Annotated in this window: 15 protein-coding genes; 1 reads left to right on the top strand and 14 read right to left on the bottom strand. The window is 43.9% G+C overall.

The window, feature by feature from the left end:
* Positions 1–13: 13 nt before the first annotated feature.
* Complete coding sequence (locus JXL83_02015; GenBank protein MBN2362888.1) at positions 14–1,378, bottom strand: FAD-dependent thymidylate synthase; 1,365 nt, start codon at positions 1,376–1,378, stop codon at positions 14–16.
* 106 nt (positions 1,379–1,484) lie between these two features.
* Here JXL83_02015 and clpB point away from each other — a divergent pair, with 106 nt between their 5' ends.
* Positions 1,485–4,082: an ATP-dependent chaperone ClpB gene (gene clpB, locus JXL83_02010; protein ID MBN2362887.1), complete on the top strand. Its 2,598-nt coding sequence runs from the start codon at positions 1,485–1,487 to the stop codon at positions 4,080–4,082.
* Here clpB and JXL83_02005 read toward each other — a convergent pair whose 3' ends face one another.
* From JXL83_02005 to rpe, 13 genes are all read right to left on the bottom strand, one after another.
* Positions 4,083–4,952, bottom strand: a complete 870-nt coding sequence (locus JXL83_02005) for a prepilin peptidase (GenBank protein MBN2362886.1) — start codon at positions 4,950–4,952, stop codon at positions 4,083–4,085.
* On the bottom strand, positions 4,904–5,677 hold the full coding sequence (locus JXL83_02000) for an ABC transporter permease (GenBank protein ID MBN2362885.1): 774 nt from the start codon (positions 5,675–5,677) through the stop codon (positions 4,904–4,906). Before JXL83_02000 ends, JXL83_02005 begins: the two co-directional genes overlap by 49 nt.
* The gene (locus JXL83_01995) at positions 5,674–6,585 is read right to left on the bottom strand and encodes an ABC transporter ATP-binding protein (protein MBN2362884.1); all 912 of its coding nucleotides are present in this window, start codon (positions 6,583–6,585) and stop codon (positions 5,674–5,676) included. Before JXL83_01995 ends, JXL83_02000 begins: the two co-directional genes overlap by 4 nt.
* Positions 6,586–6,587: 2 nt before the next feature.
* Positions 6,588–7,832 (bottom strand): M23 family metallopeptidase, encoded by a 1,245-nt coding sequence (locus tag JXL83_01990; protein MBN2362883.1) that lies wholly within the window; start codon positions 7,830–7,832, stop codon positions 6,588–6,590.
* Positions 7,829–8,650, bottom strand: coding sequence for a metallophosphoesterase (locus JXL83_01985; GenBank protein ID MBN2362882.1), 822 nt, complete (start codon positions 8,648–8,650; stop codon positions 7,829–7,831). Before JXL83_01985 ends, JXL83_01990 begins: the two co-directional genes overlap by 4 nt.
* The gene (gene nusB / locus JXL83_01980) at positions 8,578–8,979 is read right to left on the bottom strand and encodes a transcription antitermination factor NusB (GenBank protein ID MBN2362881.1); all 402 of its coding nucleotides are present in this window, start codon (positions 8,977–8,979) and stop codon (positions 8,578–8,580) included. The genes JXL83_01985 and nusB overlap by 73 nt, the downstream gene beginning before the upstream one ends.
* Before the next feature lie 3 nt (positions 8,980–8,982).
* A complete protein-coding gene (locus JXL83_01975; GenBank protein MBN2362880.1) occupies positions 8,983–9,450 on the bottom strand; it encodes a 6,7-dimethyl-8-ribityllumazine synthase in 468 nt (155 codons plus the stop codon).
* On the bottom strand, positions 9,451–10,650 hold the full coding sequence (locus tag JXL83_01970) for a bifunctional 3,4-dihydroxy-2-butanone-4-phosphate synthase/GTP cyclohydrolase II (protein MBN2362879.1): 1,200 nt from the start codon (positions 10,648–10,650) through the stop codon (positions 9,451–9,453).
* Complete coding sequence (locus JXL83_01965) at positions 10,651–11,229, bottom strand: riboflavin synthase (protein MBN2362878.1); 579 nt, start codon at positions 11,227–11,229, stop codon at positions 10,651–10,653. It abuts the gene before it with no gap.
* Positions 11,214–12,299, bottom strand: coding sequence for a bifunctional diaminohydroxyphosphoribosylaminopyrimidine deaminase/5-amino-6-(5-phosphoribosylamino)uracil reductase RibD (ribD, locus tag JXL83_01960; GenBank protein MBN2362877.1), 1,086 nt, complete (start codon positions 12,297–12,299; stop codon positions 11,214–11,216). Before ribD ends, JXL83_01965 begins: the two co-directional genes overlap by 16 nt.
* Positions 12,300–12,358: 59 nt before the next feature.
* Positions 12,359–12,688, bottom strand: a complete 330-nt coding sequence (locus tag JXL83_01955) for a hypothetical protein (protein ID MBN2362876.1) — start codon at positions 12,686–12,688, stop codon at positions 12,359–12,361.
* Complete coding sequence (locus JXL83_01950; GenBank protein ID MBN2362875.1) at positions 12,685–13,449, bottom strand: hypothetical protein; 765 nt, start codon at positions 13,447–13,449, stop codon at positions 12,685–12,687. Before JXL83_01950 ends, JXL83_01955 begins: the two co-directional genes overlap by 4 nt.
* Before the next feature lie 146 nt (positions 13,450–13,595).
* Positions 13,596–14,228 (bottom strand): ribulose-phosphate 3-epimerase, encoded by a 633-nt coding sequence (rpe, locus tag JXL83_01945; GenBank protein ID MBN2362874.1) that lies wholly within the window; start codon positions 14,226–14,228, stop codon positions 13,596–13,598.

Genomic DNA, 14,228 nt, shown 5'->3' with positions numbered 1-14,228 from the left:
TCCGCAAAAAAATCTATTTAGAATGACGCTTTGAAAACCGGTTAAATTGAGATGAGGTGAGAGAAGTTTTGACTTTTTCAAAAGAGTCTTTGCCGCAACACAACAATGAAGACAAGGGCGCTTTTTCAAAAACCAGACCGATTATATCGTCGGCCAATTTTCTTATTTCCCATTGAGAGTGACTGTCCATCCTCAATCTTGAAAAATGGCAAAGTTCCCGTGCATTCATCCTTACGAGTACTGTTCTTTTAAATGAATTTGCGAGAAGATACGAAGATGATATTTTCATTCCGTCTTTTTTCCAAGCTTCTTCCGATTGAAGTGACAGCTCGCGGAATTTGCTTTCATAACCGGCTGTAATTACTGATTCCGGGATGACGAATCCGAGGGCGGGATCAGGTAAGCTGTTTAATAAAGTCATCATTCTGTGTCTCTTAAGCTGAGCGAAAGCGCAGGAAGAAAGATTTATAGAAAAAGTGAAGTCGGCGAGTTCAAAAGAACGGGGAAGCGGATCGTGAACGTTCAGGTTTTTATAAATATTTAAAATCACTTCTTTTTTTCTCTGCTCGGACAGTTTTTCAGGTTCCTGGAAAACGCCTTCTGACTCAAAAATCAAACCCGAAGCGATTTTTGAATCGGCATTTTCAGTGAACGAGACGAGTTTTACGGCCTCTGAATTCACGTTTGATGAGGAAATCGGTCTTACTGCCAATTGTGCCGTTGCTCCTGCAGTGTGCCTTATGAGAGACGGGATGTGTTCTTTTGCTTCGGACTCGAGCAGGCCGGCGATGTTTTCTGTTTCAGCGAGGCCGGAGTTTCTGAGCGTGACAATTATATGCTCGAGAGATCTTGCGTTGACCGTCATCCCCAATTGAGTCGGAGCTGACAAAGTAAGTGCGTATCGTGAGTCTTCTTTCGAAGGATCACCCCTGGAAGGGTTTTTTTTCTCAAGATTTTCAGAAAGTTCTTCGTAAAGCGCAGTTGATTTTTCCGAGATGTCCAAAAAATCTTTCTTTTTTTCGGGCTCCTGAAATTCATAAGGTACAACCGGTTTTTCAAATATGTTCATGTAGCGCTGAGATCTTTCGGTGAACGACGCCAACCTGTGATGTTCAATGAATTCGGCGGCGAATCTGGTAATTCCGGATAAATCGAAATTGAGGCAGACGTGTTCGGCGATGGATTTGTGCCCCATTTCAAAAATGATTTTTTCGTTTGATTTTCTCGCGCTTTCGACGTCGGCCAGCGCTTGATTACGTAATTCCAAAAGAGAAAGGGAGGACCTGCTGCACCTGGCAAAAGACGTCGCCATGGCTTCCGCTTGTTTGGCTTTTTCGGAGTCCGCAAACGATGTTATACCCGACAATTTTACCTGCATAGCACGAAATATAGATTATTATATTCTTCGTGACAAGCGTTTTCAAGACAAAAGAGGGTTGCGTAACATGCAAAAGCGTGTATTTTTTAAAATAAAAGGGGAAAAAATGGATTTTAATAAATTGACAACAAAGGCACAGGAGGCCGTTCACTCTTCCCAGATTGAAGCTTCACGAAGAGCGAATCAGATAATAGAACCCGAGCATCTTCTTCTGGCTTTGATTCAGCAGGAAAACGGTTTCATACCTCAGATATTAATGAGGATGAACACGGACGTTCAAGGTCTGGCTGAAAAAACCGAGAAAGAAATAATGAAATATCCTTCCGTGACCGGTCAAAGCGGTGCCTTGTCTCCGGGAATCGGATCGGATCTTAATCTGATACTTGCAGATTCGTTTGAAGAAGCACAGAAAATGAAAGATGAATTCGTCAGCGTGGAGCATATTTTTCTGGCGATGACATCTGACGCAAGCAAGAGGACGAGAAAGATACTTAACGAATTCGGAATTGACAGAGAAAAATTCTTGAAAGTGCTCATGGAAATGAGAGGAAGTCAGCGAGTGACCAGCGCTGAACCTGAAGCGACTTACGACGTTTTGAAGAAATACGGGCGCGAACTTGTAGAACTCGCACGGTCCAACAAACTGGATCCGGTTATCGGCAGAGACGAAGAGATAAGAAGAGTCGTGAGGATCCTTTTGAGAAGGACAAAGAACAATCCTGTCCTAATAGGCGACCCCGGAGTCGGCAAGACTGCGATAGTTGAAGGCCTCGCTCAAAGAATAGAAAGAGGCGATGTTCCCGAGGGCTTGAAAGACAAAAAGATTTTTGCCCTAGACATGGGATCGCTAATAGCCGGAGCGAAATTCAGGGGGGAATTTGAAGAAAGACTTAAAGCCGTTTTAAATGAAGTTCAGAAATCGGAAGGCAAAATTCTCATGTTCATCGATGAACTTCACATAGTCGTGGGCGCTGGAAAAGCCGAAGGATCAATCGACGCCGGTAACATGCTAAAACCTCTTCTTGCAAGAGGTGAAATACATTGTATCGGAGCCACAACAATAGACGAATACAGAAAACACATTGAAAAAGACGCCGCTTTCGAAAGGCGTTTTCAACCGGTCCTGGTAGACGAACCTTCAGTAGAAGATACGATATCGATCTTGAGAGGCCTAAAAGAAAAGTTTGAGATTCATCACGGAATAAAAATCCTCGACAGCGCAATTGTTGCTTCGGCTGTCTTGAGTCACAGATACATATCTGACAGGTTTCTCCCTGACAAAGCCATCGACCTGATAGACGAAGCCGCAGCAAAAATCAGATCTGAAATTGACAGTATGCCGTCTGTGATAGACGACCTGAACAGGAGAATCACCCGACTAGAGATAGAAAGAGAAGCCTTGAAAAAAGAAAAAGATAAAGCGAGCAAAGCGAGACTTGCCGAAATCGAAACAGACATTGAAAAAAACAAAGACAAATATTCAAAGCTGCGGAAAAAATGGTCTCAGGAAAAAGAACAAATAATCCGGATAGGCAAGGTCAGGGAAGAAATTGAAAGGGTCCGCACTGAGTCGGATAAAGCCGAAAGGGAATACGACCTGAACAAAGCCGCTGAGCTTAGATACGGTAAACTTCTGAATCTTGAAAAAGAACTCGCTTCGCTCGAGGCCGGATCAGATAAAGGGGAAGGCAGGCTTTTGAGAGAAGAAGTTTCGGAGGAAGAGATCGCCGGAGTTGTCTCTCTTTGGACTGGTATCCCAGTCAATAAGCTTATCGAAGGCGAAAGAGAAAAGCTGATGAAGCTTGAAGAACTCCTGCACGAAAGAGTAATTGGACAGGACCCGGCGGTTTCCGCTCTTTCAAAATCGGTATTGAGAGCGAGAGCCGGCCTCAAAGATCCTTCGAAACCGATAGGTAATTTCATTTTTCTCGGTCCTACCGGGGTGGGAAAGACCGAACTTGCGAAAGCTTTGACTGAAGTGCTTTTTGACACGGAAGAAAACCTCATAAGAATTGACATGACGGAGTACATGGAAAAGCACACGGTTTCCAAACTCATAGGCGCTCCTCCGGGGTATGTCGGATACGACGAGGGGGGGCAGTTGACGGAAGCCGTCAGAAGAAAGCCTTACAGCGTAATACTTTTCGATGAAATTGAAAAAGCTCATCCGGATATATTCAACGCGCTCTTGCAGATTATGGACGACGGAAGACTCACGGACAATAAAGGAAGGACAGTGGACTTCAAAAACACGATACTGATTATGACTTCCAATATAGGCAGCGCTCTGCTCGTAGAAGGCATGGGAAAAGACGGATATATGTTCGACGAACGCAAAAAGGACGTTCTCGACGCACTGAGAAACCATTTCAAGCCTGAATTCCTCAACAGAGTTGATGAAGTCGTCATGTTCATGCCCTTGACAGTCGAACAGGTCGAAAAGATAGTTGATTTACAGATTGAAAAAATAAGAGAAAGGCTGAAAGAAAATAAAAACAACATTGCTATATCTGAAAATGCCAAAAAAATGATAGCGTCGGAGGCTTACGATCCTATATACGGCGCGAGGCCGATAAAAAGATATCTTCAAAGAAACGTTGAAAACGTGCTGGCTGAAAAGATAATCAAGGGAGACATAAATCCCGGAGACACAATAAACATTGAAGAAAGAAACGGACAACTTGAGATTTCAGTTAAAAAGTGATCAAAAAGAAAAATCAATCGTCAAATATTTAGACAATACGGTCCAAATCAGAAAACCCGCTGAAATAAAAGGAACAAAAGGTATTTTTTTCCATCTCGGTTCAGGATCCCGCCAGTCTTTTTCGACGTTTTTTCTAAAAAAAACCATAAGAGCCAGCGAAAAAATGAGCCCAAAAACAGAGCCGAAAAACAAGGAAAAAAACGAAGCCTTCCAGCCGGTGTAAGCTCCTATCAATCCGGCAACGCTCGCGTCCCCGTCACCGAGTCCGTTTTTAGAAAATAAGGCTGAAAACAAATCATTGAACAAGACGACTGTACCAATTGCTATTGCTGTCCCCGCAAGGCTTTCGAGGGGGGTGACAAAACCGTTTTTGATAAACGAAGTCAAGAGGCCGAAAACAATTCCAGCCGAAGTCAGTTTTACAGGCACGATATATCTGTCGGTGTCAGTTGCAGAAACCGTGAAAAGAAAAAAAAGCAGAGCGGATATTCTGACGGCGTCGAGAGTCGTTCCGAAAAAAACAAAAGAATACAAGAACAGTATTCCGACCGATAATTCGACGAGGGGATAACGCGGAGAGATAGCTTTTTTGCAGTAACGGCATTTTCCCTGGAGCAGCAAATAGGAAACAACGGGAATGTTCAGGTAAAAATGTATTTTTTTTCCGCATTCCGGGCAAAAAGACCGGGATTTCACAACGGAAATTTTTCTCGGCATTCTGTATATGCAGACGTTTGAAAATGAACCGAGACATGTTCCGAGAAAAAACCAGTACGTTCCAAGCAGAACAGAAGGGTAGCTTCTAAGTGCTTCAAGAAAGCTCAGAAAAATTCCTTCCTTTCGAAAAAGATGATTGACAAAGCCAGGCATGAAATAACGTAAAACAGAGAATATGAAACAGCGGAAAGAGCGAAATCATATCCCAGGGGGATCCTTTTGTACGCGAGGATGTTAATGTCAATTTCCGAAAAAGCCGGTAAAATGTATGCTAATAAGGAGACAACAAACTTTGTCAGAGGGTTCAATTTATGACTTATGTCGCTGAAATTCAAGGCTGAAGAAAGATAGAACCCGGAAAGCACTGTAAGAAAAGTGAACACGGCGCCGGTAATCGGAGTCGCGAAAGAAGAGAAAAAAACACTCAAAGCGCAGACTATTAAAAGCTGAAGCTGGATAAAGATAAAATTTAGGCAGAATTCGAGACGTAAAGGCACCTTGGTCATTATAAAAACAACGGCAAAAAGAAGAGCAATGAATATTTCCAGAATAAATATACTCCAGTACATGCCCAGGAATTTGGCTATCAGATAATGATCTCTTCTGACAGGTTTGGAAAGGATAAGATATATCGTCCTTTGCTTGAATTCAGTCTGTATAACTGTTGTCCCCGTGACAACAGCTACGAGAATTCCGGTCAAAAGAAAAGTGGCGTTGGAAAAATCATAAAGAATTTTTTCGTATTCTCCGAGGACGAGTGGTTTAATAAGCACTGGCATCAAGCTCATTAAAACAGGAAAAACAGAAATGAAATAAAGAGACCTTTCTCTGAGAAGAACTTTGAATGTGACTTCAGCGAGAACAAACACCTTTTTCATTTTGCGCCCATCAAATCCACGAAAGTCTGTTCAAGGGGAGATAGAGAAGGGCCGTATTGAATGATTTTTACATTTTCCGTCTGGCATGTCTTCATAACTTTCTCAAGCGTTTCCCTGTTTCCTTCTATCTTCCAAAGGTTTTCGCCGCAGTTCTGCGGAACTGCTGAAGTTACTGTCTTTTTGATGTCGTTTTTGCCGGACTCGACAACCAGAGTGAAAGCGTTTCTGTATTTTGACGTTATGTTGAGCAAAGAATCCTGCATTACAAGTTTTCCCTTGTCTATTATGCCGATGTCGTCGGCCAGCTCTTCGATGTCCGGAAGCGTGTGCGTTGATATGATGACGGTTTTTCCGTCGTATTTTAATTTTCTGATTATCTCTTTTATTTCCGCCCTTCCGACAGGATCGACGCCTGAAAGAGGCTCGTCGAGTATGAGGACTTCCGGGTCGCCTGCCAAAGCCTGAGCGATGCCCAGTCTTTGAAGCATACCTTTGGAATAAGTTTTTATGTGGTTTTCCGATGATTTTGATATTCCGACTGATTCGAGTAAAACTTCGAGTGTATGCTTGTTTTGAGTTTTTCCGAGCAGAGCGAATGAAAGAGACAAAAATTCTTTTCCCGTCAAATGAGAGTAAAAGACAGGGTTTTCAGGAAGAAATCCGATTATGCTTTTTGATTTCATTGTTCCAGCCGACTCTGAAAAAATTTTTGCAGATCCGCCGTCTTTATTGATCAATCCGCTCAGTATTTTCATTGTAGTTGATTTTCCGGCTCCGTTAGGACCCAAAAGGCCGTAGATTTTACCTCTTCCGACGAAGAAAGAAAGACCGTCAAGAGCTTTTATCTTTTTGGGGAAGAATCCCGTTTTGTATGTTTTTTTAAGTTCGTTTATCTCAACTGCATTCATATTCAGAATCCGGGAAATCCCGCCGCCGTTTTCTCCATCTCAATAAAACTGAGGTCTGAAACAACCGTGCTTATTATATCGTAATATCTGACTGCTTTTTCAAAAACATACATTTCATTTTCCGGGAGAGGTTCTCCGGAAGCTCTTGCAAGAACCGGGAGCGGATCCACATGAGTGCCGTTGATTTTTATGCCGAAATGCAAATGAGGACCGGTTGATAAACCGGTCGAACCAACGAAACCAACTAACTGACCTTGTTCGATTCTTTTTCCCATCGAAATTCCGTCGGCTATTTTGCTCAAATGATAGTATTCGCTTTCTACGCCCCCCGAATGTTTTATTCTGACGGCGATGCCGGCTTCTCCGGACCATCCTGACAAGACGACAGTGCCCGCCGCAATCGCGGAAACAGGGGTTCCGGTGGGAGCAGAGTAATCTACACCTCTGTGCGCCCTTGTATATTGAAGAATGGGATGAAATCTGGCCGGTGAAAAACCCGAAGAAATCCGCGAGTATGAGACAGGGGAACTGAGAAATCTTCTCTGGGAACTTTGCCCGTCGAGGCTGAAATGAGAAAAACGGGAATAAGGATAAAGATAAGCCTCTCCGGAAGTTCTGCTTCCCCAGTAGTTTCCTGAAATTATTGAAGTTCTGCCAATGCAGGATCCTCCGGAATATTTTTTGAATATCAGTATCTCGAAAGAATCCCCTTCCCGAGAACTGAATGTGAAATCCGCCTGATACTCGAGCAGGTTGCAGAACGCGGCTGCAACGTCGTCGTTGCCTCCGGCATTGATTATGCTCTGCCATAGAGAGGGATTTTGAGCGTCCAGCTTGCCTTTAATGACGAAGGGCACGAAGGAAACATCAACTTCAACCGTTTCCCCTCTCCAGCCTGAATCTGTTCTGAAAACTCTGTACATCTGGTCTTCTTTGCGTTTGAAAAGAAAACACACAACAGAATCCTTTTCAACGAAAACAAACAAACTTTCGCCGGGTCTGCATTGTTCTGTTTTGAACAGCCGTCCGAATATCAGGGATATCTCACCGGTTTTCATTCTTGATGCGGCAACGCGCGTAATAAGCGATGACAGATATTCTCCGGAGTCTAAAACGCCGGTTAGAGTTTCTGAAACAGGTTGAGGTTGGAAAGGCAGAGAGTCGTCCATTAAAGTGATTTCGCGTCTTTTGGTTTCTCTGCAAGACAGCAAAGCCAGAACAAAAATTGTTATGTATAATTTTCTCATGTTCCTAAAATAATTCTCGAAGCCAGATTTTTTGGCAGTCCGCTCTTGAGTATTTCCTTGTAAGCAGACTCGACATCATAGTCAAAACGTTTGTAAACAACCAGGTTTTTGAGCGTATCAAAAACCACATAAGAAGGCATGTAATTTCCGTCACGCGGTTGACCGGAGCTTCCCACGTTAAAAATGTATCTCATGCCGCGCTCGAGGTCAATTTCCGGGTGAAGGTTCAGATCTGTCGAATTTGTGTTTTCGTCTTTGTCTGTAATGTATACCGCCGGGAAATGGGTATGGCCTATGAAAACAAGATCGACTCCGTCGCTCCCGATTTTTTTCATCTCTGTTTTTGCTTCTTTGAGTCCGAAGAGGTAATTCCACGAATCCGGAGAAGAATAAGTGCAGTGGGCGAAAAACGTGTTCCAAAAACCAAAAACACCGGAGTATGTCAAGTCCCAGGAAGAAATGATTTTCATGTTTGGTTTCGATAGAACACCTCTGGTCCATTTGAGGGATTCCCTGGCGACCGGATTGAAATTTTCATCCGTTATTTTTTCAAGAACGCACGCTTCGTGATTTCCGAGAAGCTTTACGTCGGAGATATCTTCAACTCCTTTGACGCATTCATTGGGAAAAGCACAGTAATCCAGTGCATCACCTATGAAAACAGTCAGATCGGGAGAAAGAGCGGACATTTTCTTTTTCAGTTCTTCGAAGGCGTGTAAATTACCGTGAATATCCGAAAAGACTGCTATTTTGATGGTTTCCTCGCAACGGCTTCGAGAATTCCGTTTATGAAAGAGGACGCTTTCAAGCCGCAGAATTCTTTTCCAAGTCTGATTGCTTCGTCCATAGCGACAGGAATCGGAACCTCCGGATAAAAAAGGATTTCGGCTATGGAGAGTCGAAGTATCTGCCTTTCTACAATTCCGACCCTTTCGATGTCCCAGTTCATTAAACTCTTTTTTATAAGTTCGTCGATTTCCTGAAGGTTTTTGCTGATGGTGTCGATCTTTCCATCAATCCAGTCCGTGTCTTCGCGAGCCAGATCTTTGCCGTAGAATTCAAAAAAAATATTTCCGTCTTCTTCACAAAATTCTTCCCGGTAAAGTTTTTTTATTATGAGTTTTCTAAGATTGTGTAGGCTTTGCAATAATCATTCCAGTTCGGAATACAAATTCGCCATCTCAAGAGCCGTCATCGCCCCGTCAAAACCTTTGTTCCCGGACTTGATTCCCGACCTGTCGAGAGCCTGTTCCTGAGAGTCTGCGGTGATAATGCCGTATATAACAGGTGTCCTTGAAGAAATGCCTACGGACGCGATTCCCTTTGAAACTTCAGCGGCGACGTAATCGAAATGAGGCGTGTCTCCCCTGATGACAGAACCCAGGCAGATAACCGCGTCATATTTTCCCGATTCGGCGGATAATTTTGCGACGGGAGGAATTTCGAAAGCGCCGGGAACCCACACGACGAAAATATCCTGATCCAGCACTTCATGTCTGCGCAACGCGTCCAAAGCGCCGTCTATTAGTCGCGCAGTAATCGTCGAATTGAAGCGCGATGCTATGAGAGCAATTTTTTTTCCTTTTCCTGAATATTTGCCTTCTTTTACAACAGGCATTTAAACCTCCTTTAACATGTGACCGAGTTTCTCTTTTTTTGTTTTTAAATATTCGATGTTCTTATCGTGCGGATGCGTCTCCAGAGGTACTCTTTCGGCGATTGTCAGCCCGAAGCTTGATAACCCGATCAATTTTTTGGGATTGTTTGTCATGACTCTGATTTTCGACAAGCCGAGATCCGACAGAATTTGAGCGCCCAGACCGTAGTCTCTTTCGTCAGGCTTGAAACCAAGACACAGGTTCGCGTCAACGGTGTCGTATCCTTTTTCCTGAAGGGAATAAGCCCGTATCTTATTCACGAGACCAATCCCTCTTCCCTCCTGGCGCATATATAGGAGGACGCCCGTCCCTTCATCGCTTATCATTTTGAGGGCTGTATGAAGCTGTTCCCCGCAGTCGCATTTCATGGATCCGAAGAGGTCGCCTGTGAAACATTCGGAATGAACCCGAACGAGAATGCTGTCTTTGGAGTTAATGTCGCCTTTGACGAGCGCGGCGTGGACGTCGGCGTTGATGTCTGTCTCGTAAAGATATAACCTGAATTCACCCCATTTGGTTGGAAGTGAAGATACGGCTGCGCGGCGGACGAGTTTCTCTTTTTTTGTTCTGTATGAGATGAGGTCCTTAATAGTGATTATTTTAAGGTCCAGTTCCCGGGAAATGAGCTCCAACTGAGGCATTCTCGCCATCGTACCGTCTTCAGCGAGTATCTCGCACAGCACTCCGACGGGATTCAGGCCGGAAATCTTCATCAGGTCTACGACAGCTTCGGTATGGCCGGCTCTGCGCAGAACCCCCCCGCTTTTTGCTTTGAGAGGGAATATATGTCCGGGCATTACGAAATCAGACGGTACTGATTTTTCGGATGCGAGAAGGTTGACAGTTCTCGCTCTGTCGTGAGTGCTGATGCCTGTCGTTATACCTTCAGACGCGTCTATGGATACGCCGAATGCGGTTTGATAGGGAGCGGTGTTTTTCTGAGTCATCATCGGAATCCCCAGCTTATCCATTTTTTCTTCCGGCATTGATACGCAAAGCAATCCCCGCGCGTATTTAGTGATGAAATTTATGTCGTCGCAAGTGGCTTTTTCGGCGGCTATTATCATGTCGCCTTCATTTTCTCTGTCTTCATCGTCGACGACGATGACTATCTTGCCGGATTTTATGTCTTCCAGAGCTTCTTCAATTTCTGATATCATTTATGCCCTCCGTATTATCGGTGACATGAAATCCCTTTCTATGTTCACCTGTAGTCCCTGACGCACGAATCTGAGATTTGTCTTTTTGTACGTTTCTTCGATTACTGTCATTTCAATCGCACAGCCTTTTTTAGCGTTTATGGTGAGGCTTATGCCGTCTACAGCTATGTATCCTTTTAAAGAGACTCCTTCAGAAAATTCGCTCGGAACCAGGATTTCCAATTTGGAATTTCCTTTCGATCGCAGAAATCTCAATACTTTTCCTGTAGTTTCTACATGGCCCTGGACGAAGTGTCCTCCTATCCTGCCGTCTGCTTTCATCGCTCTTTCGAGATTGACTGTGTCACCGGATCGGTAGTGTTTAGATTTGGTTGAATTCACAGTTGAACGCGACATTTGAGCCTTGAAAAAATTTTTGCCGGTTTCAATAGCAGTCAGACACATTCCGTCGGTGCAAACCGAATCTCCAGTTTTAAGATCCTCGAGTATTTTACAGCATGAAACCGTGATTTCCCAGAATTGTCCGCGCCTGTCAATTTTTTTTAAAATTCCCGTTTCTTCAATCAGACCTGTAAACAACCGTCTTCCCCGATTTTGATTTTGTTGAGCGGGTTTTTATAGACGACCAGAAGGTCTTCCCCGAAGTACAGTGCGTTTTTTCGCAACAGGCGGGGATGCTCTTCTAGTGAAAAACCGAGGGGCATCATACCGAGTCCTTCGCCGAGGAAAATGGGGGCGACGAAGTGATAGACGCAGTCGTATAGGGAGTTTTTGACAAAAGATGCGGTGAAAGCCGGACCTCCTTCGACAAGTAATGACTTCACGTTGTATTTTTTGTAGAGAATTTCGAGGACGGCGGAAATACTGAACCGGTCCTTCTCTATGTGTTCAGCTTTAAGTGGATAATTTTCATTTGTAGTAAATACTATATAATTTTCGTCCAGGAAAACGTTGCTGTTTTCGGGAATTTTTCCTTCTTTGTCTATAATCACTCTGAGGGGGTCAATTTGCATCGGAAGCCTCGCTGTAAGGAAAGGATTGTCTGCCAGAACCGTGTTTGTCCCGGCTGTTACGGCAACGTGAAGCGCACGGAGTTTTCTTCCGTAAAATCTCGCTTTATCGCCTGTTATCCACTTTGAAGAGCCGTTTTTATCTCTTACAAATCCGTCGGCTGAAGTCGCGAATTTCAAGGAAACAAAAGGTCTTTCAAAAAGGCAACTGACAAAAAAATGTTCATTTATTTCAAAACCCTCTTCCGCGCAAACACCAGAGGACACCTCGATACCCGCTTTTTCAAGTTCAGATCTGCCTTTGCCGCACACAAGAATGTTGGGGTCGCGAATTGCGTAGACGACCCTTTTCACTTTCGATTCAATAATTTTTTCTGTGCAGGGAGGAGTTCTTCCCCAATGACAGCATGGTTCAAGGTTGACGTATAAAGTCGATCCTGCTGCGTCTCTGCCAGCTTTTTCAAGAGCTCTTCTTTCGGCGTGAGGGTGACCGGATCCTTTGTGAACGGACTTTGCAACAATCTTGTCTTTTTTGACAACTATGCAAGCCACGGAAGGATTGGGCATGGTTTTTCTCTCTCTTCCCCGGGCAAGTTTGAGTGCTTTTTTCATGAATATGACATCTTTGTATTTTGACACGGGTACATTATCGCAAATACGCGCTCATCTTACAAGAGGGAGATTGGCCGAAAGTAAATTCAGAAGCCGGTGTTCAGAGATTTGTTTTTTGAATACTTAAGGAAAAAACGTTCAGGTTCAATCCTCAACACAGGCCTGTAAGAACTGCCGTCGTTGTTTTCATCCCAGAAGAAATCAAATCTGGAAAACAGAGAAAGCATCACAGAAGGCGGCAAGTCTGGCGTCGGGTTTTTACCGCTTTTAAAAGGTCCGGGATTGTTCATTTGGGTCGGAAGCGAGACCGGCGAAGGTCCGTTCCCATAAGTGCCCGTCCCCCGGACAGCACAAGGGGACGGGCGAGGAGGAAGGAAAGACACGAACAGCGAAAAAAGAAAGAAAAATTTTTTCATCTTGTCTCGATGGATTTATTTTGCCTGATTCCGACACTCAATTCCCTGTTGCCTGGTTCGAGCTGATATGCCCAATCGAAGACTATTTCCAGGGGTGAAACAGAACGCACGTATATTTTCGCGTAGTTGTTCGTTCTCGTCCACACTACGTATATGTGATTCGGAACGGCTATTGCATCGCCGGTTGTCGACCATCCGCTTGTCGGAGCGTAAGAAACATCGTCGAAAGAATAAGCCCAGCCCATGTCCTGAATATCAGTGCTGAGGTCCGCGCAGACAATGTAGCCGGTTCCGTTATAAACTTCATAATATATGTCACAAAGAGGCGACTGCGCATCACAGTGCGAATATGATGAAAAGTCCCATCCCGCAAGCTCCGGATTCACCGTAATATCGCAGATGCCGGCGAAATAACCCTGGGGGCGAGGTGTGTCGTATATCAGATAATCCGTCAAAGTGCCTTCATCTCCGCATCCGTTTACGGCTGACAGAGCATAATAATAAGTTATTCCGTTTGTTACGGCATAATCGTAAAAATATTCAAAATGAGTTTCAGCTATTAGTTCATAATAACCTGATGCAGTGTAACATCTGTATACTCTGTAGAAGTCAATGTTTGATTCGTCATTTTTATCCCAGAAAATTTTTACCACTCTGTCTCCTGTGACAGTTACGGCGTTTCTTACCATATCAGGTCTTCGGCAGCATCCGAAAAGAGCAAGAAACACGGCGGTGCTGATAATCATTGTTCGTTTATTCATTTTAAACCTCCACAAAATATAAAGCATTTATTATGCCATCATTATGGCGGTTACTTTATGGCTTGATAATGCGTGAAATAGAAAAAATCAGAAGATACCATATGAAGTAATCCGCACAAAAACAGTGCGAATACATCAAAAAAAAATCAGCTGTCTTTCAGTATTCTGACAGTTTTTGAATAATCGGCAGATCTAACTAAGTAAGAACCTGAAACAAGATTTTTTATTCCGGCGCGGACAGCATATGGAGCAGTGTCGGCGTTGATGCCGCCGTCTATGAATAAATCCATAGCGCTGCGTTTTAATATTTCGGCCGCTTTTCCCGGCACATCAGGCATGAACTTTTGCCCGCCGAAACCCGGATTTACACTCATCAGAAGGACAAAATCAATGTATCTGAGATGAGGAAAGAGTTTTTCTGTATCTGTAGAGGGGTTTATGGCCAAGCCAGGTTTTATTGATTTTTCTCTGAGCAAAGATGATATGGCCTCATGATCGGCGTCAATTTCTACGTGCCACGAAATGTATTCAGGCTTGCAGTCTAAAAACCAATTGACTGTTTTTTCGGGATTGTCTGTCATTAGATGGACGTCCAGAGGGAGATCAGTGAATTTTTTTACAGCACGGGCGAGTTCCGGCCCGAAAGTGAGGTTTGGGACGAAATGTCCATCCATGACATCGAAATGAATGAAATCGACTCCGGCTTTTTCAAGATTTCTTATCACTTCACCGAGATTGAGAAGATCCGAAGATATGAGAGAAGCACCTATTTTCGTCAT

The sequence above is a fragment of the candidate division WOR-3 bacterium genome, assembly GCA_016934535.1.
In the GTDB taxonomy this organism is placed as follows: Bacteria; SDB-A; SDB-A; order SDB-A; family SDB-A; genus JAFGIG01.
Note: the sequence above shows the minus strand (reverse complement) of the source record. Positions and strands in the feature narration are given on the sequence as shown.